This is a genomic window from Herminiimonas arsenitoxidans (genome assembly GCF_900130075.1).
GTDB lineage: Bacteria > Pseudomonadota > Gammaproteobacteria > Burkholderiales > Burkholderiaceae_D > Oxalicibacterium > Oxalicibacterium arsenitoxidans.
Window position 1 is genome coordinate 3,220,807 of sequence record NZ_LT671418.1, and the last position, 19,490, is coordinate 3,240,296.

Genomic DNA, 19,490 nt, shown 5'->3' on the forward strand with positions numbered 1-19,490 from the left:
CTTAGAACTTGAACTGTGATGGTGTAGCAACGTTACGCAATGGCTTCACACTTGTTTCAAACAGACCGACTGTGGTGTAGCCGATATCCGATGTACGAGTGATGATTTGCGCAGTCATGGCCGGTGCAGTACCGACGATGGCCAACAAGCGGCCGCCGATTTTGATATTGGCGAGCAAGCCTTCCGGTACGACTGGCAGCGAGCCAGAGACGACGATGACATCATAAGTTGCATCGCCACCGGTCCAGCCTTGTGCGCCATCGCCTTGTACAACGGTGACATTGCTGACGCCGTAGTCGGCCAGATTCTTTTCTGCCAGTGTTTTCAGTTCAGGTTCGATTTCAACGGATGTCACGTGGCGCGCTTTGTGCGCCAGCAATGCAGCCATATAGCCTGAGCCTGTGCCGATTTCCAACACGTTTTCATGTTTCTTGACGGCCAGTTCCTGCATGATGCGTGCTTCGAGTTTTGGCGTCAGCATGTTTTCGCCGTGTGGCAGCGGGATTTCGCTGTCGGCAAATGCGAGTGCGCGGTAGGCCAGCGGAACGAATGCTTCGCGCTTGACGACAACCAATAATTCGAGGACGTCCAGATCGAGCACATCCCAAGGACGAATTTGCTGTTCGATCATGTTGAAACGGGCTTTTTCGATGTTCATTTTGTCGACTCTAGGTAGCTAAATAAGAAAACAGGCATTTTATCAAATGGCGGGCACCGCGCCGATGTTTGACCATGGGAACAGACGCATCATTGTCTGCGCACTAGCGCAAAGCAATGAAACGAGTGGACTTAACCATTCCGGGGAGGGTGTTGTCACGACATGGCCAGTGTTTGCGACACTGTGCTGACTTGGCACGGGATGAAAGCCTTTGCCAAGGCTCCCGTAATGTAAGCGCCCACCCTGACAGCGTCAAGCCTGAGGCGCATTTGGATGCGGATTTGTGGCACTAAAAACGCTTTCTCCACACTATCCCGGTAAAATCGCGCCTTCCGCGCCATTCCATTCATTGCTTTATTGAACGAATTGTCGAATGACTAATTTATTGCGTTGTCGCTCCGATTGCGGTGCCTGCTGTACAGCACCGTCGATCTCTTCTCCGATTCCAGGCATGCCCAATGGCAAGCCGGCGGGAGTGCGCTGCGTGCAACTGGATAAGGATAATCGTTGCCTCATCTTCGGTCAGCCGGAGCGACCTGCCGTATGCGGTGGTTTGCAGCCGCAACTGGAAATGTGCGGCGCGACGCGTGAAGATGCGATGATTTATTTGACGACACTGGAACGTTTGACTGCAGCGTGAGTCGGAACGATAGCGTGCGTGATACGGCGGCTTTCAGTGCGGCAATAGCTGTGCTGGCAGGGCAAAATCAGCACAGCGGCATGCGGTCTCGTGGTAACCTTTGAACCCGCATGATCACGCTGCTTGATGTACTCGCGGCGTTAAGAAATACCGATTTATCGCATACGTTGTAACCCGTACGGCGTCACAACCGGCGGGTTTTTTATTACCTCCTCATACAGATTACATCGCCATGGATCCAATTCTCGCGCTTAAAGCCATCATCATGGGCATCGTCGAAGGCTTTACGGAGTTTTTGCCGATTTCATCGACCGGACATTTGATTCTTGCAGGCAGCCTGCTGGACTTCACCGGTCCCAAGGTTAAAGTTTTTGAAATTGCGATTCAGACTGGCGCAATGCTGGCCGTGGTTTGGGAATACCGTGCCCGCATCGCTGCGGTGTTGAGCGGTTTGCTCACCGAGCGCAAGGCGCAAAAATTTGCATTGAATATTGTGGTCGCCTTTTTGCCGGCGGCGCTGCTGGGCTTGGTCTTCGCCAGCAAGATTAAAGAGAAATTATTTGCACCAGTGCCGGTTGCGATCGCTTTCATTGTTGGCGGTTTCATCATCTTGTGGATAGAACGTCGCAACCGTAATACGACTTTTGTCGCGCGCGTTGAAACGGTGGATGACATGACAGTGCTGGATGCGCTCAAGGTTGGTTGCGCGCAGGCGTTTGCGCTGATTCCAGGTACCAGCCGTTCCGGCGCGAGCATTATCGGCGGCATGTTCTTTGGTCTGTCGCGCAAAGCGGCAACCGAGTTTTCCTTCTTCCTCGCAATCCCGACGCTGTTGGGTGCAACGGTTTATTCCGTCTACAAAGACCGTGCCTTGTTGTCGATGGCGGATATTCCTTTGTTCGGCCTTGGCGGCTTGGCAGCGTTTGTTTCGGCCTTCCTGTGCGTGCGCTGGTTGCTGCGTTATATCAGTACACATGACTTCACCTTCTTTGCGTACTACCGCATCGTGTTCGGCTTGTTTGTCTTGTTGAGTGCCTATTACGGATGGGTAGTGTGGGCAGATTAAGCAGCGTTAATGAACAGTGACCTTGGCGCGCAAGCGCTGCATATACTTGAAACCGTTTTCGGCTACTCATCCTTTCGCGGTGAGCAGGCCGAGATCGTCGATCTTGTCACGCGCGGTGGCGATGCCTTAGTGCTGATGCCAACCGGCGGCGGCAAGTCGCTGTGTTATCAAATTCCTTCCTTGCTACGCGATGGCGTTGGTGTCGTCATTTCGCCCTTGATCGCCTTGATGCAGGATCAGGTTGATGCGCTGGCCGAGGTTGGCGTACGCGCTGCCTTTTTGAACTCCACTCAAACTTTCGAAGAGTCGTCGCGCATAGAGCGACGCTTGCGCACCGGCGATCTGGATCTGCTGTACGTCGCGCCTGAGCGTCTGATGACGCCGCGTTGTCTTGACATGCTGGAAGCCAGCAAGATCGCCTTGTTCGCGATTGATGAAGCGCACTGTGTCTCGCAATGGGGGCATGATTTCCGCCCTGAATACATCAAGCTGTCGGTCTTGCATGAACGTTTTCCCAACGTGCCGCGCATTGCGCTGACCGCGACTGCCGATCATCAGACCCGTGCGGAAATTGCCCATCGCTTGCAACTCGACGATGCACGCATGTTTGTGTCTTCGTTCGATAGACCGAACATCCGTTATCAGATCGTCGAGAAGGCTAACGGGCGCAAGCAGGTGCTGGATTTTATTGAAAGCGAACATGCTGGCGATGCCGGCATCGTGTACTGCCTGTCGCGCAAGAAGGTCGAAGAGACTGCTGAATTCTTGAGTGAAAACGGCATCACCGCTTTGCCGTATCACGCCGGTATGGACTTTGCCACACGCAGTAAAAATCAGGCGCGCTTTCTACGTGAAGAAAGCATCGTGATGGTCGCGACCATCGCGTTCGGTATGGGTATAGATAAACCGGATGTACGCTTCGTTGCGCATCTGGATTTGCCGAAAAGCATAGAAGGCTATTATCAGGAAACCGGTCGTGCCGGTCGCGATGGTGCATCGGCAAATGCGTGGATGGCTTACGGTTTGCAGGACGTGGTGCAGCAGCGTCGCATGATCGATGAGTCGGAAGCGGATGAAACTTTCAAACGTGTGCAGAGCGTCAAACTCGATGCGATGTTGGGTTTGTGCGAGACGCTGTATTGCCGTCGTCAGCGCTTGCTGACTTACTTCGGTCAGTCATCAACGCCTTGCGGCAATTGCGATACCTGTCTCAATCCGCCGCGTTCATTCGATGCGACGGTCGCGGTGCAGAAGTTGCTATCGACCATCTATCGCGTAGATCAACGTTTCGGTGCGATGCACGTGCTGGATGTATTGCGTGGTGTGGATTCCGACAAGATCAAGCAATGGCAGCACGAACAGGTTTCTACTTTCGGTATAGGCTCAGATCGTAGTGAAGCGGAATGGCGCGCAATTCTGCGGCAATCGATAGCCTTGGGTTTGGTCAGCGTTGATCACGAATCGTATGGCGCACTCAAGTTGACCGAAGCTGCGCGTCCGGTCTTGAAGGGCGGCGAGAAAGTACAACTGCGCGAATATCAAAAACCGGTCAAATCCAAACGTGCAACCAGCAAGCCGAAAGGATTTGTTGAAACCGATTTGTCGGCGGCCGAGCAGGCGATCTTCGAGAAGTTGCGCTGGTGGCGTATGGAGACTGCACGCAAACACAATGTGCCAGCCTATGTCATTTTCCACGATGCGACGATGCGCGAGATTGCCAAGGCACAGCCTGGTTCGCTGGATGATTTACGCGGCGTCAGTGGTGTTGGTGAGAAGAAGCTGGAGACTTACGGTGCAGATATTGTGGCCTTAATCGCTGAGATGGATTAAGGCCGCTTGAAGATTAAATACGAAAAGTAAATGCGCAGTTAAAAAACGCGAATTTACTTTTTCTCGAACACCAAATCCCACACGCCGTGTCCTAACTTCAATCCGCGATTCTCGAATTTCGTCACTGGGCGATAGTCGGGACGCGGCGCATAGCCTTCAGCCGTATTTTGCAAGCTAGGCTCTCCGCCCAATACTTCCAACATCTGTTCAGCGTATTCCTGCCAATCAGTGGCGCAATGCAGATAACCACCTTTTTTGATACGTGAGGACAGCAAGGCCACCAGCGGCGGCTGGATCAGACGGCGCTTGTTGTGGCGCGCCTTGTGCCATGGATCAGGGAAGAACACGTGCACACCCGCCAAAGATTCTGGCGCGATCATATTCGTCAGCACTTCAAAAGCATCATGCTGAATCACGCGCAGATTGCTTAAGCTTTGCTCGCCGATCAATTTGAGCAAACTGCCAACGCCTGGTGTGTGTACTTCCACACCGATGAAATTTTTCTCAGGCATGCCGGCTGCGATTTTTGCCGTGGTTTCGCCCATGCCGAAGCCGATTTCGAAAATCGTCGGTGCGCTGCGACCAAATGCCTGATCTATATCCAGCGGTGCTTTGACATACGGAATGAAGAATTGCGGTCCGAGTTCTTCAATCGCACGGCCTTGTGCTGTCGACAAGCGGCCTGCGCGCGTGACGAAGCTGCGGATACGATGTTCAGTCGGATCGTAAAAAAGTGGCTTGTTCTGTCCGTCTTCGGATTTGTTATCGGTCATGCTGAAGTGTTCTGTAAATGCTGCGAACTGAGCGCAGTGTTGCCAAGGAAAAGTGCCATGATGTCATCATGGCTGGAGCGGGTAGAGGGGATCGAACCCTCGTCTAAAGCTTGGGAAGCTTTCGTTCTGCCACTGAACTACACCCGCGTGTAGCCGCATTTTACGCGGGTTTGTCTGGTGCTTGGGAATCAGCGGCGTGACAGATGCAATGGCAGAGAAGAAATATAAAGCTATTGCGCCATCAGACTTGCCATGCACCGTTGCTATACACCACCTCATCGTCCAGATAGACGGCTTGCGTTACGGCAAAGACGTCCACGTGATAGCGAGCGGTCGCTCTTCTGATTTGAGGTTTGTTGTAGACGCCGTGCTTGGCTCCTAATGACAGATGGATGCCGCACATGCGCTCGTAAGTGCCAATGTCATCAACCATGCGTTCTTGTGAAAACGCGCGGTTCATACCAAAGCCCAGTTCTCTCAACCATACTTCGCCTTCATCGGCGCGGATGTTGGCAAGCACCTGGTCGAATTCCGGTGTCGAATTAATCACGTCGGTGACACGACCTTTGCTGATGACCAAAGTGATGGGTTGCTCGGGTTTGTTGACGCGGAATGAAGTGTCGCCAAAGACAAAAATTCGTACGCGACCGTTGACTGCTTCCAGGTCCTGCGCTTCGGTAAACACTTCACCGATGGGGAATTGACCACCGACGTTGTTCATCTCGCTGTAATCGCCAATGTTCAGTTTGGCCGGCTCGAAGGGCGATGCAAAAACCAGACGTTCGCCACCGCTATCGACGACACCGAAGCCAGCTTTATCTATACGCGCTTTCAGCGCTTGACCGACGCCGCGGTAATAGGCGGGGTCGTAGGCGAGCGCTTCGATGTAATGCAGGGCTTGTGCGCCAGGCATGCGCGACAGGTGCGGATGCTCTATTACTTTGAGTGAACGCTTGAAGAGTTCTATGCGTATGCGGAAAGCTTCAAGACGGAAGCTGGTCGATTGGATCAAGATCACCAAATCGTTCGCTTCCAGTTTTGCAAAAGCGGCAAGTATGGAATCTGGCGAGACTGCATCGAAGTCGATGAACGTCGCATTCGGCAGGCAGCGTCGGTAAGCCTCGGTAAGGGCGACGGCGAGATGGCACTGCGCATCCGATACCACTACGGCAGCATGCGCAGGTGTGTGTGCGATCGCAATGGAGAGAATGTCATGAAGATGTTGTTCCGCAGTATCGACCGCCTCTGTGGTGATCAGGTTGGCAGATTCTTCGTGCGCGATTGGGCTATTCATCAATTTACAGTGTTGGGACTAAGGGATATCGCATTACAAGATGTAGCCTGTAAGGTCGTGCCATTACTTGCTGAACTGACATGTTGGTCGGTGACCAAGATGGGACGTTATCAGGAAAGGCTGAAGAGCACATAACAAATAGTTTGGTATTTGTTATGTGCGCCTTGAATCTGTTTGTGCATCGATACGATGGCGAATGTTACACCATGTGGTGTGGCACGTACCCTGGCGTCAGCGACGTTGTGTCCGTAGAAACTGCGCCAGTGCATGGTAAGCCGGCAGCGAGGTTGGATCGTTGGCAGCATTGCCTGCTATCGGGAAGGATGCATAGCGTGCGATCACCATTTCAGCTTTTGGATCAATATAGATGGTTTGTCCATGCACGCCGCGGGCGGTGTAAGCGCCATCTTCATTGTGCGTGACCCACCACATATTGCGGTAGCTCCAGCCAGGTAACAGTTTGTAGTTCGCCTTGGCAAAGGCTTCCTTGTCACCGCCGTGGCGTATGTCGTCTATGACTGCTTTCGGTACGATCTGTTGTCCATTGAACTTGCCGTTGTTACGCATCATTTCGCCAAAACGTGCCAGATCGCGCAAGCCGGTATTCAAGCCGCCACCGGCAAATGGCGTACCTATCGAATCGACGGTGAAGTAGGCATCTTGTTCAGCACCGAGGCGACGCCAGATACGTTCGGACAACAGATCGGCGACATTGCGGCCGGTCACACGTGCGATGACCCAGCCCAATACATCAGTATTGACTGTCTTATAGCCGAAGGCCTCACCGTGTTTTCCTTGTGGTTGAACTGTCTGGAGAAATTCAAAATAGCTGCGCGGACCTGTGTAGTCCTTGGGTTTGGGCAAAGGATTGCCGGCTTGTGCATGCGCCCAGACTTCGGCGTTCGGATCTGCATAGTCTTCGCTGTATTTGAGCGCGGTAGTCATGTCCAGCACTTGGCGTATGGTCGCGTTGCCAAAGGCCGACTTGGCTAGTTCGGGTACGTAGTCGGCGACTTGTTTGTTCGCATCGAGACGACCTTCTGCGACTAGCATGGCACCTAGCGTGCCGATGACTGATTTGGTGACGGACATGGCACCGTGCTGACCATCCGGTTTCAATACGCCGAAATAGCGTTCATATACAACGCGACCGCGATGCAGAACCACGATGCCGTCGGTGTAATTGGCTGCCAGCGATTCTTCCCATGTCATAGCTTGCGTGGCGCCCAGCGGCACGAAACGCAATTTATCGATGTCGGTGCGTATGGCACGAGGTAGCGGAACTGGATCGCCCAAACCACGCGAGACGTTGACCGTCGGCATCAATTGGCGGAAGTTGGAGACGCTCCAGCGCATGGCAGGGAAGCGGAAATAGCTGCCATCGTCAAAGCGCAGTATGCGGTCAGGCGGTGGTGGCGAGCCAACCATCCAACCCAGCTTGGCGGGATCGCTGGCTGCAGCGTCAGGGAAGGTAGTCATGTCGGCCGCCGATGCGATTGATGTCAATCCGCAAGCGATAACAGCGCTGTGTAAGCAGGTGCTGCGTATATGTCGCAGTATGTTTTTCAGCTTCATCTCAACCTTTCGATTCAATCGGGTTTGTATTTCGTACTCTGTCAGTCTAATCCTGATGTAGAGCAATTTTTCTTTGCAGCGAGATGCGCGAGCGTTCCACTATGTATACATACCTGTTGTATGAGATGGCTATCAAGCATGATCGTACATGCTTTCTTCTTGTTCGACGGATGTGCTGACCAATGCACCTTGATTTGAGTAAAACGGTTGGGGCAAAGACTTTCATCTATTTTTACTATTCGATTTCCAGTCCATCTGTTGTGCTTTATCTACATTAGGCATTAATTCTTTCAAATTTTTTTACGAAAGAGATAAAGCATTGATTTGTATAACTAAGGATTTTTTATAGAAATTGATACGCCTTTTTTTGGTGCGAAAAAACAGCATTTCTTGCATCAAGCTTTCATCTTCATCACAAGCAAGCTTGCAACTTCCCCTCCAAATTTCTTCACTTTGCTTTCATTAAAATTAGTAAAAATATCCTTTATTGACAATGACTTAGCGCGCTATCAGCATCGCAAAAACGGTGTGCGCAAAGACTTTAAATCACATTTTTAGCGCACCGTTTTTATCGTGTGATGCGAAAGAGAACGTAACACCCATACGTCTCCTGGCGAGAACAAAGTGGCGCTTTTCACCGAGAGTTCTGCTGCGCTCAATCATGTGTTGTGCGTCAATTTTTATTAAAAAATTAGGATGATGGAGACCATATATGAAGCTTAAGTTGAAGCCCTTGCAGGCGGCGTTTTTTGTCATGTTTTCACTTCCTTCCTTGATGTTGTCCAGTGCGGCCATGGCTGACTCTGATACCGACGCGCGCATCAAGGCTTTGGAACAACAAGTGCAGATGTTGTCGGCGAAGTTGGGACAGGTAGCGGAAACACAAACGGCAGCGAAAAAAGAAATGACCATGTCGCCTGAAGTGAGCAAGCGGGCGAATACCTTCTTTGATGCGATCAAGGATGTGGAGTTTTACGGTGACTTGAATCTCTCGGTAGATTCCAGCACCAAAGGTTTGAAAAAATCCTATCCCAACGGGACGGCACCGGTTGGCAACGTCGGCTGGCAACCGGATATCTCAACCAATATTTCGTATGTAGGTGTACGCGGATCGCATGCGCTTGATGAGAACACCAAGGTGGTCTATCAACTGGAAACGCAATTGGATATTTCTGCGACTGCTGGTACAGGTGCTTCCACCAGTGCGCAGAGTGATCAGGTCAAGGGTGCGCTGACCTCGCGTAACAGTTACCTCGGTATTGCCAATTCCACCTGGGGTGCATTCAAGGTTGGTAAAACCGATGCGCCATACAAATCGTCTACCAGCCGCATGAATCCATTCTCCGGCATGATAGGTGACTATTCAGCCATCATGGGTAATACCGGCGGTGATAATCGCGTCGAGTTTGGTACGCGTCTGGATCATGCGCTCTGGTATGAATCACCGAATATCAATGGCTTCCGTGTCAATGCATTGGTTTCGCCGGGACAGAACCGCGGGTTTGAAAACAATATTCAAGCCAGTGGCGAATCCGATTGTACTGGCGGCAATGTTCCAGGTAGTGGTGGCAATGGCACCATCGTTGACTGTAGCGACGGCAGCTATGGCAGCGCATACAGTGCGAGTGTCTCCTATGAAAAGGGTCCTTTGTACCTCGTCGGTGCGTATGAGTTGCATCAGCGCGTCAACCGCAGTGGCGATCAAGGTGGGGACGTCAACGATGTGGGCAATGAATATGCTTACAAAGTAGGTGCGCAATACACCTTCCCAACCAAAACAACGGTCAGCGCCATTTTCGAGGCGATGCGTCGCAATATTCCAGCGTATTTAATTGAGCAAAACGAGCGTTCGCGTAACGGTAGTTGGTTAGCCGTGACGCAGGAACTTTCTGAGAAAGACAGTGTGTCTCTGGGTTGGGCACATGCAGGAAAAACGCCAGGCGATCCAGGACAGCACAACACGCCAGTGCTGGGTGTGCTCGGTACGCCGAATGCGAATAATGCGGCGAATATGTATACGCTGGCTTACAAGCGTCAGGTCGACAAGCAATTCAGTTGGTATGCAAACTATGCAGCCACCATCAATAGTGCGTATGCCCACTATGATCTGGGAGCGGGTGGCCGTGGCGTGACAACTGATTGTCACGATGGGAATAGCGTTGCGAATGGTGCGCCAAATTGTTATGCGGGCGGTCATTTGCAAGGTATCTCTTTAGGGATGAACTACAAGTTCTAATTGCTGTCGAAAGAAGGAGTTGTCTCTTGATACGGTAATCCCTGATGGGGTTACCGTTTTTTTATTTATGATTTATTGAATGAGACAGATGTTGTAATGGTCTGATATTCAGACTGCTTGTGTGGCAAGTATGTCTGTATGTTCCATAGGGATTTGTTTCGTCGCGGGCGCAGGACATTCCACCACGATCAGGCAACCTTTCCCTGATGATGGCGTCTCGATGCGTATGCTCCCGTTAAGGCCGTATACCACTTCCCGTGCGATGGCTAAGCCAAGGCCGCTGCCGGAGATCGCTGCGAAAGCGGCGCTGCGATAAAAACGTTCGAATACCAATTCTCGCTCTTTGGTTGGAATGCCGGGGCCATTGTCTTCCACCTCGATAATCGATAGCGCATCCTGTTGTCGGCAACGTACCGTCACGATGGAGCCTATGGGTGAATAGCGCAGCGCGTTATCCACCAGATTGGCGATCATTTCTCCTATCAACAAGGAGTCGCCATAGACGTGGACTGTTTCCAGTTCAAAACCGAGATCGACCATGCGCGGTGTAGCCAGATGCACCCATTCTGTCGAGCGTTCACGTATGACATCTGAAATATTGACCAGCGTTTGCACTGAGGTTTCTCGTCCACCAGGTACGGATGAAAGCAACGCAAGCATTTGATGCACCAAGTGCGCAAGACGCTCAATCGCGTGAATACTTTGTGTAATGCGTTGCTCATGTATTTGGCTGTTGGTTTCGTCACGCAGCAATTCAAGCTGAGTTTGTACGCCGGCTAGTGGTGTGCGTAATTGATGCGCTGCATTGGCGACAAAGCGTTGCTGTCCTTCGGCAGAAGCATCCAGACGTTGCAACAGGCTATTGAATTCCTGCACCAGAGGTTTGATTTCAGTCGGAACGAGATTTTCATCCAGTGCCTCCAGATTGTGATGCTGCATGCCGTGCAAGGCCTTGCGTATCTTGTCTAATGGAACCAGTGCTTGGTTGGTGCTGTACCAGACGTTAATCGTGCTCACGATGATCAAGACCAGCAAGGATACGATGGTTGCGATGGTTGTATTAAACGCAAGCAACTGCCGCTTCTTGGTTGTCTCTGCTGTGAGGAAAATGAATTGTTGCCCGTCTATATTGTGCGGTATGGCACTGACCCTTACATCGTGGTCGAGATACACGGCGTTGTAGAGTAGGGGTTTGGTGAGCTTGTGCGCAGGATCAGGCAAAGGCAGACCTTGGTCGCCGGCTATGAATTGTTCACCAGGTCCGAGTACAAGATAGTAAATGTTGTCGTGGCTGTCAGTGCGCAGTATGTCTTCTGCCGCCTGCGGGAAAGTGAACTGCGCTTTGCCATTCACAATCTGCAAAGATGGAATCAATGAACGCGTGGCATCTGATAGATCGATGTCGTATGCCTTGACGGCAGGTCGCTGCACCAGGAAATAGAGTAGCGGTATCAACAGTAAGAGCGACAAGCCGAGAGTAAGCGACAAGCGCTTGATGAGCGCTTTACGTAGGCTGCCGTACTGCATAGTTCTCTTCCAGCATATAGCCAATACCGCGTACGGTACGAATGATGATGCCACCTGCTTCAAGCTTGGTGCGCAGGCGTGATACATAGACTTCGACCGCCTTGCCACTCATGTCCTGTTCCCAATTGCAGAGTGCTCTTGTAATGCGTTCCTTGCTGACGACGCGCTCCACATTGTCGAGAAGAAAAAGCAGTATGGCCCATTCGCGCAAGGGCAGATCCAAAGGTTTTCCATCCAGCCATGCTCTATGCGCACCTTCATCCAGTACCAAGGGGCCGTGTATGCGTTGCTGACTGATGCGACCATGCATGCGGCGTTCCAGTGCAGTCACGCGAGCAAACAGTTCTTCACTTGCAAACGGTTTAGTCAGGTAATCATCGGCACCAAGATTGAGACCGCGCACTTTTTCATTGAGGGCATCGCGTGCAGTCAACACGAGGACGGGCGTGCGGCAATTGTCGGCACGCAGTTTCTTCAGAAATTCAAAACCATCGATGCCTGGCAAGCCGACATCCAGCAGTATCAGATCGAATACTTCGCTAGCAAGAGCCGGTGCAGCAAGTTCGGCACTCGCAACGGAATCTACGTTATGACCGGAAGTGCGCATTAATTGGCTAATGCCATCTGCCAATAAGGGATCGTCTTCAATGATGAGGATACGCATAATCGGTATGCTGAAAATCAGTGCAGTTGCAAGGAGGGGCAGGAAGTTATATCAAGAATGGAGGCAGCGTTGTTACGGTACAAAAATGGTTTTTGATGGTAACACCATGTACTGCAACTAGGGCTACAGATTTTGTGCGAGCAGCAGTTTTGTGATGTTAAGAAAGAGTGAATTTTATTGTTATTCTGAATAGGCTAAGCAGGAGCCATCATAATTTTTTATTCGTCGTGATCAGCGCAGAGTGTGGCTATATGTCTTTGCAGTAGTGCTACGAACTTGCTCGCTAGACATCTTTCCTTTCTATCCTTATGCTGTCGTGCATGACAGACATGCTAGCCTGTAGCGGGCTGCCGTTATGTCGATTAGAAGTCACACCTCACCAGGATGTAATCGTTTCCTATGCGTATTCTGATCGTCGAAGATGATGCCGTACTTGCTGCTGCACTGACGCGTGCCTTGAGTCAGGCGGGTTATACCGTTGATTACGTCGATAACGGTGAGGATGCACATAGCGCATTGAGTAACGATGCGTATGCGCTGGTCTTGCTGGATATCGCCTTGCCCAAGATGGATGGCTTAACCGTTCTGCGTCGTTTGCGTGAACGCAAGTCGCGCGTGCCAGTTCTTATTCTGACCGCGCGCGATACGCTGGATGATCGCGTTGCCGGCCTCGATCTGGGTGCCGATGATTACATGACCAAGCCTTTCGATCTGCCGGAATTTGAAGCGCGTGTACGTGCGCTGATACGCCGCGGTCAGTTCGATGCCGGGAAGAGTTTGACGCATGGTGGTTTGCGTTTCGATCTGGAGGCGCATCGCCTGTTTCATAACGATCAGCCGGTAGAACTGTCGGTGCGCGAGCTGGCTGTGTTTGAAGTCTTGCTGTCGCGCCAGGGACAGGTCGTCACCAAGGAGCAGATGATAGATAGACTGTTCGGCTGGGGTGACGATGGCGGCAGCAATGCGATTGAAGTCTATGTACATCGCATGCGCAAAAAGCTGGAACCCTACAACATCAATATCCGTACCGTACGCGGCATGGGTTATCTCCTGGAAAAATCCGGTGAAATCGAACGCCAGGAAATCTGATTCCAATCCAACCTTGCGCAGCAGATTGCTGCGTCTGGTACTAGTCCCACTTTCGCTAATACTGCTGATCGATATCGTCGGCAGTTATTTTGTCGTGCGTCATGTCGCCAACGATGTATACGATGTTGAGCTAAATGAGATCGCACGCGAAATGCTCTTGCACGTCACGCGCGAGAACGGCCGACTAGGATTTGATTTATCTCCCGATGCCGAGCGCACGCTCTTGCTCGACAAGGAAGATCAGATCTATTACGCGATACGCACAGTCGATGGAAAACTCATCGCCGGCGATCCTACATTGCCGATACATAAAACCATCAAGAGCGGCAAGGAAACGGCCTATTACGATGGCGTGCTGCAAGAAGGCCAAGCTGTGCGTATTGCACTCTTGCGTGGCAAACCTTTGCTGCAACCGCCAGAGGAAGTGGTGATGATTCAGATCGCCGAGACGCAGATCAAGCGTGATCGTCACGAGCGCGAACTGCTGATGCAATTGATACTGCCGCAGGTCTTGTTGATTTTGATTGCCGGTATTTTGATCTGGCGTGGTGTGGCGCATGGCTTGGCACCACTGCGCAAATTGCAGCAGGAGGTCGGCATGCGTTCGCATCTGGATCTCAGTCCCATCGCCGCTGATAACGTACCAGGTGAAGTCGAGCCTTTGGTTGGCGCGGTGAACGATTTGATGACACGTGTCGATGGTGTACTTGGTTTTCAGGGGCGCTTCATTGCCGATACCGCGCATCAGTTACGTACGCCAGTCGCCGGTTTGAAGGCGCACATAGAACTCGCCTTGCGTGAAACCGATCCAGCGCAAGTCAAACGAGCTTTGGGCCATCTTTATACGAGCGCAGAACGTTTGTCGCGTCTGGTGTCGCAACTGCTCTCGCTGGCGCGTAATGAACCAAATAATGTGGCCGCCAATTTCGCGCCTTTCGATTTGAATCAACTCGCCTTGCGCACCGCGCAGGAATGGGTGCCGCTGGCTTACAAGAAGCAGATCGATCTGGGTTTCGAAACTGCCGAACAAGCTGTGTTGTTGAATGGCGAAGCAGCACGCGTGACGGAGATGATCAACAACCTGGTTGATAACGCAATCCGCTATACGCCGCCTGGTGGTCGTGTGACGGTACGTGTGCATACGGATGAACATGGTGCGCATTTGGTGGTCAGCGATGACGGTACACGGATTCCTGTCGATGAGCGTCAGCGCATTTTCGAACGCTTCCATCGCTTGCTTGGTTCGCATGAAGAGGGTAGCGGCCTCGGGCTGGCGATCGTGCATGAGATCGCCACCTTGCATAAGGCGACGATTACTTTGGAAGACGATGTCGATGGCGTGGGCAATACTTTTACTGTCTCTTTTCCCGTCTCGCACGCGAGCGTTTAACTCACTTTTATAGTCGTTGTAAGAATTCTGTAATATTCGCGAAAGCTGAATGTAATGTTCGCGAAAGTACAGCGTAAGCGCTGATCTTTACTATGGAATGGCTTTCACAATAACCATAGAAGGAGACAGAAATGCTTGCAACGTTAAGCGATTCAACCATGTGGGTGGCGCTCTTCCAGATCGTCATCATCAATATTCTTCTGAGCGGCGACAACGCCGTCATCATTGCACTTGCGTGCCGTAATCTCGAACCCAAGCAACAAAGAAATGCCTTTCTGATCGGTACCGTTGCCATCGTCATCTTGATGACGATACTGACCGCTTTTGCTGCCTATTTGATGACCATTCCTTACGTGGAAGTGGTCGGCGCGATCCTGTTGCTATGGATAGGTATCAAATTGCTGTTGCCTGAGGAAGAAAATGGCGACATCAACTCCAGTGAAAATTTTTGGGGCGCAGTCAAAACCATCATCATCGCCGACATCGTCATGAGTCTGGACAACGTGCTCGGCATGGCCGGTGCAGCGAATGGTCATATGGGCTTGCTGTTCGTCGGTATGGTCATCACGATTCCACTGATTCTGTTTGGCAGCGCGATGCTGATGCGCTTGATGGAACGCTTTCCTATCATCGTCACGCTTGGCGCCGGTTTGCTCGGCTATGTCGCTGGCGAAATGGCTGTGGAAGATCCAGCTCTCAAAGGTTTTATCGCCAATGCTCATTATCTGGAAATAGCACTTCCACTACTGGGCGTCCTGATTGTGATCGGCTGCGGGAAGTTCCTTGCGTCCAAACATGCAGTCGCAGTGCCTAGCGAAGGTTAAGCCTTTCCATTTCGGCAGATAAAAGGAGACTGAAAATGACTAACGTACTGGTTCCTATCAATGACAGTGGTGATATCGATTGCGCAGTGAAACATGTGATCGAACGCTATCGCACACAACCTGTGACGCTGTTCTTGTTGAATGTACAAACGCCGATTTCCAAATTCATTACACGCTTCATCAGCCGCAAGCAGATTGCCGAATTCCATCAAGAAAACGGCATGGAGATCTTGAAGCCGATGATGGACAAGCTGGATGCAGCCGGTGTGCCGCATCAGGAGCGCATTGTGGTCGGGCACAAAGCAGAGAGCATCGTGCAGTTTGCGCGTGAGCATCACTGCGATCAGATTGTGGTGCCCAAGCATAGAAGCGTATTTGAAAATATCGGTATGGGTTCTGTGGGCAGTCAGTTGCGTCAGTTGATAGGTGCAGAAGGAAGCTGCGATATCAGCGAAGTGTACTAATCCGATGTGCGTTGCCTTCTAATGGCAGCGCAGGAAACGAGTGTGTATCGGACTCAGTCCTCAAGCTGAGTCTCTTGGGTCTGACCTTGGTCGGACCCTTTTTTATGTGTGTTGGCAAGTGCCGCACATGACGACTATTCCCTTGCAAGTGCAGAAAAGCGACGTTTTTTTCTTAGGCATGATGCTCGATTCAGCCATCGATATAATGCTGAAGAGAATTTTTCTACCTGATCGCTTTGCGCCATATTCCTGGCGCTGCTCAACTAACTTGTAAAAACAATGACATATAAACGTTCAAAGTCGTGGCGCTTGCTTACCTTGCTTGCGCTTGCCGCCTTGATGAGTGGTTGCAGCAGCCTGGTGCAGTACAACATCAACGCACCTTTAGAGACTTACAAGCCCGATTACGGTTACAGCATTGATTCCGTCAATATTGAGCCGGGTGCCAGCAAGATGTTCGTGGTGGTGATGTTTTCCGGTGGCGGTGCGCGGTCGGCGGCATTAGGCTATGGCGTGTTGGAAGAATTGGCGCGTAATAAATTTGTACAGGATGGAAAGAAGAAACGCTTGTTCGACGAAGTAGATCTAGTCTACGGCGTGTCGGGTGGTTCCATTCTGGCTGCGTATTACGGTTTGCACGGTGAAGGCGTACTGAAGAATTTCAATGATCGTTTTCTGAATCTGGATTTTCAGGACAAGATCGTCAGTCGCATCATTTCTTTCTCGAATCAGTGGCGTCTGACTTCGCCGCGTTTCGGTCGCTCCGATCTGCTGGAAGAACAACTGGATGAAGTTTTGTTCAATAAGGCAACCTTTGACGATTTGGTGAATAAGCGCAAAGGGCCGTTCGTGATCATCAGCGCGACCGATATGTCGTCGGGTGGCCGCTTTGATTTCATACAGGAATCCTTCGATTTTCTTTGTTCCGACTTGAGCAAGTTCCCGATTGCACGTGCGGTCGCTGCATCGAGCGCAGTGCCGCTGGTGTTTTCTCCTGTGACCTTATGGAATTACGCCGGCAGCTGTAATTTTACTGTGCCGGATGCAGTGCAGGCTGCCGCATCCAATAAGGCGAAAACAAGAAGTGCTGCATCCTCACGCGCACGTACGGAGGAGCTATTCAGCTATCTTGATCGCAGCAAGCGTCCGTATATTCATTTGCTGGATGGCGGCTTGTCTGACAACCTCAGCATACGCAGCATCCTTGATATGGAAGCGTTGATTGGTAGCGACAAGGTAAGCAAGGACTTCCGTTTGACGGAAATGAACAAGCTGGTCGTGATCGTCGTCAATGCACAGAATGATCCTGAGCATACGATTGATCAAAGTCCTGATGTACCTGGCTTTAGAGATGTAATTCGTGCGATTGGTGACATCCCGATTGCGCGTTATACGCAAGAGTCTGAACGTGCGATGCAAGCGTCTATCGAGCGTTGGCAAGAGATGGCGAAAGCCAAGGCAAAGGCGAGAAATTCGCCGGAACCATCTGTCTATTACGTCAATATTGCACTGAAGAATATCGTCGATGCAGACGAAAGGGAAACCTTGCTTAATGTACCGACCTCCTTGTATCTTCCTAAAAAGACCATCAGGGAATTGAGGTCGGCGGCAACGACATTGATGCAGAATTCATCTGAGTTCCGTAGATTGTTGAAAGATATTTCCGCTGAACGCAGCGATTGAAGTTCATACTTATTCCGATTCGATTAAGAGCAGAGGGCGTATGAGCAAGGATGATGAATTGCAAAAAGCGATTCTGAACAATATTCCCGACCAGGCATGGCTGAAGGATAAAGACTCTCGCTATATTCTGGTCAACGATGCGTTTATCGCTGCTTGTCGCTTGCCTGAAAGCGAGATTCTGAATAAAACACCGTTGGATGTCTGGCCTGCCGATTGGGGGCGTGAGTACATCGATACCGATAAACGTGTGATGGAGCAGGGTGAGCGTCTGCGCTATGAGGAATGGCGTTATACCGAAGACGGTACGTTGCGCTGGTACGACACGATCAAGACGCCGATTCGTAATGAACAGGGCGAAGTGATAGGTACTACCGGCATCTCTCGCGATATCACCGACAGAAAGTTGGCCGAGGAAGATTTGCTGGAATCACGTAGTCAATTGCGTGAACTATCGGCCTATCTGCAATCGGTACGCGAAGAGGAGCGCACACGTATTTCGCGCGAGTTGCATGACGAGTTGGGGCAATCCCTGACTGCGATCCGCATAGGCTTGAGCGTGATCGAAACGCGACGCGAGATGCAGGATGATGAGTGGTTGCAGAATGTACATGCGCTCAAGAAAATTGCCGATTCGACGGTGGAGTCGGTACAACGCATCGCAGCTGATTTACGTCCGCTGATTCTGGATGAACTGGGTTTGCCATCGGCGATTGACTGGCTGCTGGAATCGTTTGCCAAACGTAATCCAATTACTTACGAGTTGAGCTTGCCATCGACGCCCTTGGCTTTCAGTCGCGATATCAGCACGGCGATTTTTCGCATACTGCAAGAATCGTTGACTAACGTCAGTCGGCATAGTCGCGCCACTTCAGTCGTTGTGGCGCTCAAGGAAACGAAAGGCGTTGTCACATTGAAGGTGACTGACAATGGACAAGGCTTCGATCACGTTAGTTCGCGCGAAGATAGCCTGGGCTTGATCGGCATGCGCGAGCGCGCATTCATGCTTGGCGGAAAATTGAAAATTCAGAGTAGGCTAGGTTCAGGTACCAGCATAGAGGTACGTATTCCCAAGGTAGCAGCCAGCGATTCAGGAGACGGAAAATGATACAAATACTGATCGCCGATGACCACGCCATCATTCGAGATGGCTTGAAGCAAATTATCTCTTTCGTATCGAATATGGCGGTAGCGGGCGAAGCGTCTGATGGCGAAGAAGTTTTACAAAAGATCAGAACGCTCAAGATCGATGTGCTGGTGCTGGATATGTCCATGCCGGGCAAGAGTGGTATCGCCTTGATACAGCAGATCAATGCGGTCAAACCTGATTTGCCGATACTGGTGTTGAGCATGCATCAAGAGAGCCAGTACGCAGTGCAGGCGATGCGTGCCGGTGCATCTGGTTACATCACGAAAAACACCGCTTCCAGCCAGTTGATCGAAGGCATACGCAAGGTGGCGGAGGGCGGTACTTTTGTTTCGCCAGAGATTTCAGCCAAGCTGATCAAGCAATTGCACAAGCCGGAACAGGATTTGCCGCATACCAAGCTGACGGCACGCGAATTTCAGATATTCAACATGCTGGTCGAAGGCAATTCGGTCAACGATATTGCCAAAATATTGTCACTTAGCAATAAAACCATCAGTACCCACAAAGCGGCTGTTTTACAGAAAATGGAAGCCGCTACCACGGCCAATCTGGTGTATTACGCCTTAAAACACGGCTTGATCAATGAGGGATACGATTGAGCTGTGAGCAGGATGAAATCATCTAGGAAAA

General features: G+C 51.2%; 18 protein-coding genes and 1 tRNA gene. 11 read left to right on the forward strand and 8 right to left on the reverse strand.

Going from position 1 to position 19,490, the window contains the following annotated elements; translation table 11 throughout:
* Position 1: 1 nt before the first annotated feature.
* Entirely contained in the window at positions 2-658 is a 657-nt protein-coding gene (locus tag BQ6873_RS15290) for a protein-L-isoaspartate O-methyltransferase family protein (RefSeq protein WP_076593420.1), read from the reverse strand.
* Between the two features lie 373 nt (positions 659-1,031).
* Between BQ6873_RS15290 and BQ6873_RS15300 the strand changes: the two genes are divergently transcribed.
* The 3 genes from BQ6873_RS15300 (at position 1,032) to recQ (ending at position 4,194) form a co-directional block, all read left to right on the forward strand.
* Complete coding sequence (locus BQ6873_RS15300; protein ID WP_076593422.1) at positions 1,032-1,298, forward strand: YkgJ family cysteine cluster protein; 267 nt, start codon at positions 1,032-1,034, stop codon at positions 1,296-1,298.
* Between the two features lie 232 nt (positions 1,299-1,530).
* Positions 1,531-2,364, forward strand: a complete 834-nt coding sequence (locus BQ6873_RS15305; protein WP_076593423.1) for an undecaprenyl-diphosphate phosphatase — start codon at positions 1,531-1,533, stop codon at positions 2,362-2,364.
* Positions 2,365-2,373: 9 nt separating this feature from the next.
* Positions 2,374-4,194 carry a DNA helicase RecQ gene (gene recQ / locus BQ6873_RS15310; protein WP_076593424.1) on the forward strand — a complete coding sequence of 607 codons (1,821 nt, stop codon included), beginning with the start codon at positions 2,374-2,376 and terminating at the stop codon, positions 4,192-4,194.
* 53 nt (positions 4,195-4,247) lie between these two features.
* Here recQ and trmB read toward each other — a convergent pair whose 3' ends face one another.
* From trmB to BQ6873_RS18100, 5 genes are all read right to left on the reverse strand, one after another.
* The gene (trmB, locus tag BQ6873_RS15315; RefSeq protein ID WP_076593425.1) at positions 4,248-4,967 is read right to left on the reverse strand and encodes a tRNA (guanosine(46)-N7)-methyltransferase TrmB; all 720 of its coding nucleotides are present in this window, start codon (positions 4,965-4,967) and stop codon (positions 4,248-4,250) included.
* A gap of 73 nt (positions 4,968-5,040) precedes the next feature.
* Positions 5,041-5,114, reverse strand: a tRNA-Gly gene (locus BQ6873_RS15320).
* Between the two features lie 94 nt (positions 5,115-5,208).
* On the reverse strand, positions 5,209-6,261 hold the full coding sequence (locus BQ6873_RS15325; protein ID WP_076593426.1) for a M29 family metallopeptidase: 1,053 nt from the start codon (positions 6,259-6,261) through the stop codon (positions 5,209-5,211).
* Between the two features lie 231 nt (positions 6,262-6,492).
* Positions 6,493-7,740: a serine hydrolase domain-containing protein gene (locus tag BQ6873_RS15330; protein ID WP_231949363.1), complete on the reverse strand. Its 1,248-nt coding sequence runs from the start codon at positions 7,738-7,740 to the stop codon at positions 6,493-6,495.
* A gap of 642 nt (positions 7,741-8,382) precedes the next feature.
* On the reverse strand, positions 8,383-8,631 hold the full coding sequence (locus BQ6873_RS18100; RefSeq protein ID WP_162274192.1) for a hypothetical protein: 249 nt from the start codon (positions 8,629-8,631) through the stop codon (positions 8,383-8,385).
* On the opposite strand from BQ6873_RS18100, the gene BQ6873_RS15335 reads away from it, so the two are divergent.
* The gene (locus BQ6873_RS15335; RefSeq protein ID WP_231949364.1) at positions 8,630-10,072 is read left to right on the forward strand and encodes a porin; all 1,443 of its coding nucleotides are present in this window, start codon (positions 8,630-8,632) and stop codon (positions 10,070-10,072) included. The two genes, BQ6873_RS18100 and BQ6873_RS15335, sit on opposite strands and share 2 nt — an antisense overlap.
* 108 nt (positions 10,073-10,180) lie before the next feature.
* Here BQ6873_RS15335 and BQ6873_RS15340 read toward each other — a convergent pair whose 3' ends face one another.
* Positions 10,181-11,599, reverse strand: coding sequence for a sensor histidine kinase (locus BQ6873_RS15340; RefSeq protein ID WP_076593428.1), 1,419 nt, complete (start codon positions 11,597-11,599; stop codon positions 10,181-10,183).
* Positions 11,577-12,263 carry a response regulator gene (locus tag BQ6873_RS15345; protein WP_076593429.1) on the reverse strand — a complete coding sequence of 229 codons (687 nt, stop codon included), beginning with the start codon at positions 12,261-12,263 and terminating at the stop codon, positions 11,577-11,579. Before BQ6873_RS15345 ends, BQ6873_RS15340 begins: the two co-directional genes overlap by 23 nt.
* 399 nt (positions 12,264-12,662) lie before the next feature.
* Here BQ6873_RS15345 and BQ6873_RS15350 point away from each other — a divergent pair, with 399 nt between their 5' ends.
* The 7 genes from BQ6873_RS15350 (at position 12,663) to BQ6873_RS15380 (ending at position 19,459) form a co-directional block, all read left to right on the forward strand.
* Positions 12,663-13,352, forward strand: coding sequence for a response regulator (locus BQ6873_RS15350; protein WP_076593430.1), 690 nt, complete (start codon positions 12,663-12,665; stop codon positions 13,350-13,352).
* Entirely contained in the window at positions 13,327-14,742 is a 1,416-nt protein-coding gene (locus tag BQ6873_RS15355) for a sensor histidine kinase (protein WP_076593431.1), read from the forward strand. The genes BQ6873_RS15350 and BQ6873_RS15355 overlap by 26 nt, the downstream gene beginning before the upstream one ends.
* Before the next feature lie 131 nt (positions 14,743-14,873).
* Positions 14,874-15,566, forward strand: coding sequence for a TerC family protein (locus BQ6873_RS15360; RefSeq protein WP_076593432.1), 693 nt, complete (start codon positions 14,874-14,876; stop codon positions 15,564-15,566).
* Between the two features lie 35 nt (positions 15,567-15,601).
* Positions 15,602-16,030 carry a universal stress protein gene (locus tag BQ6873_RS15365; RefSeq protein WP_076593433.1) on the forward strand — a complete coding sequence of 143 codons (429 nt, stop codon included), beginning with the start codon at positions 15,602-15,604 and terminating at the stop codon, positions 16,028-16,030.
* Positions 16,031-16,309: 279 nt separating this feature from the next.
* Positions 16,310-17,713 carry a patatin-like phospholipase family protein gene (locus BQ6873_RS15370; RefSeq protein ID WP_076593434.1) on the forward strand — a complete coding sequence of 468 codons (1,404 nt, stop codon included), beginning with the start codon at positions 16,310-16,312 and terminating at the stop codon, positions 17,711-17,713.
* Between the two features lie 40 nt (positions 17,714-17,753).
* Positions 17,754-18,818, forward strand: coding sequence for a PAS domain-containing sensor histidine kinase (locus BQ6873_RS15375; protein ID WP_076593435.1), 1,065 nt, complete (start codon positions 17,754-17,756; stop codon positions 18,816-18,818).
* Positions 18,815-19,459: a response regulator gene (locus BQ6873_RS15380; RefSeq protein WP_076593436.1), complete on the forward strand. Its 645-nt coding sequence runs from the start codon at positions 18,815-18,817 to the stop codon at positions 19,457-19,459. The genes BQ6873_RS15375 and BQ6873_RS15380 overlap by 4 nt, the downstream gene beginning before the upstream one ends.
* Positions 19,460-19,490 lie beyond the last annotated feature (31 nt).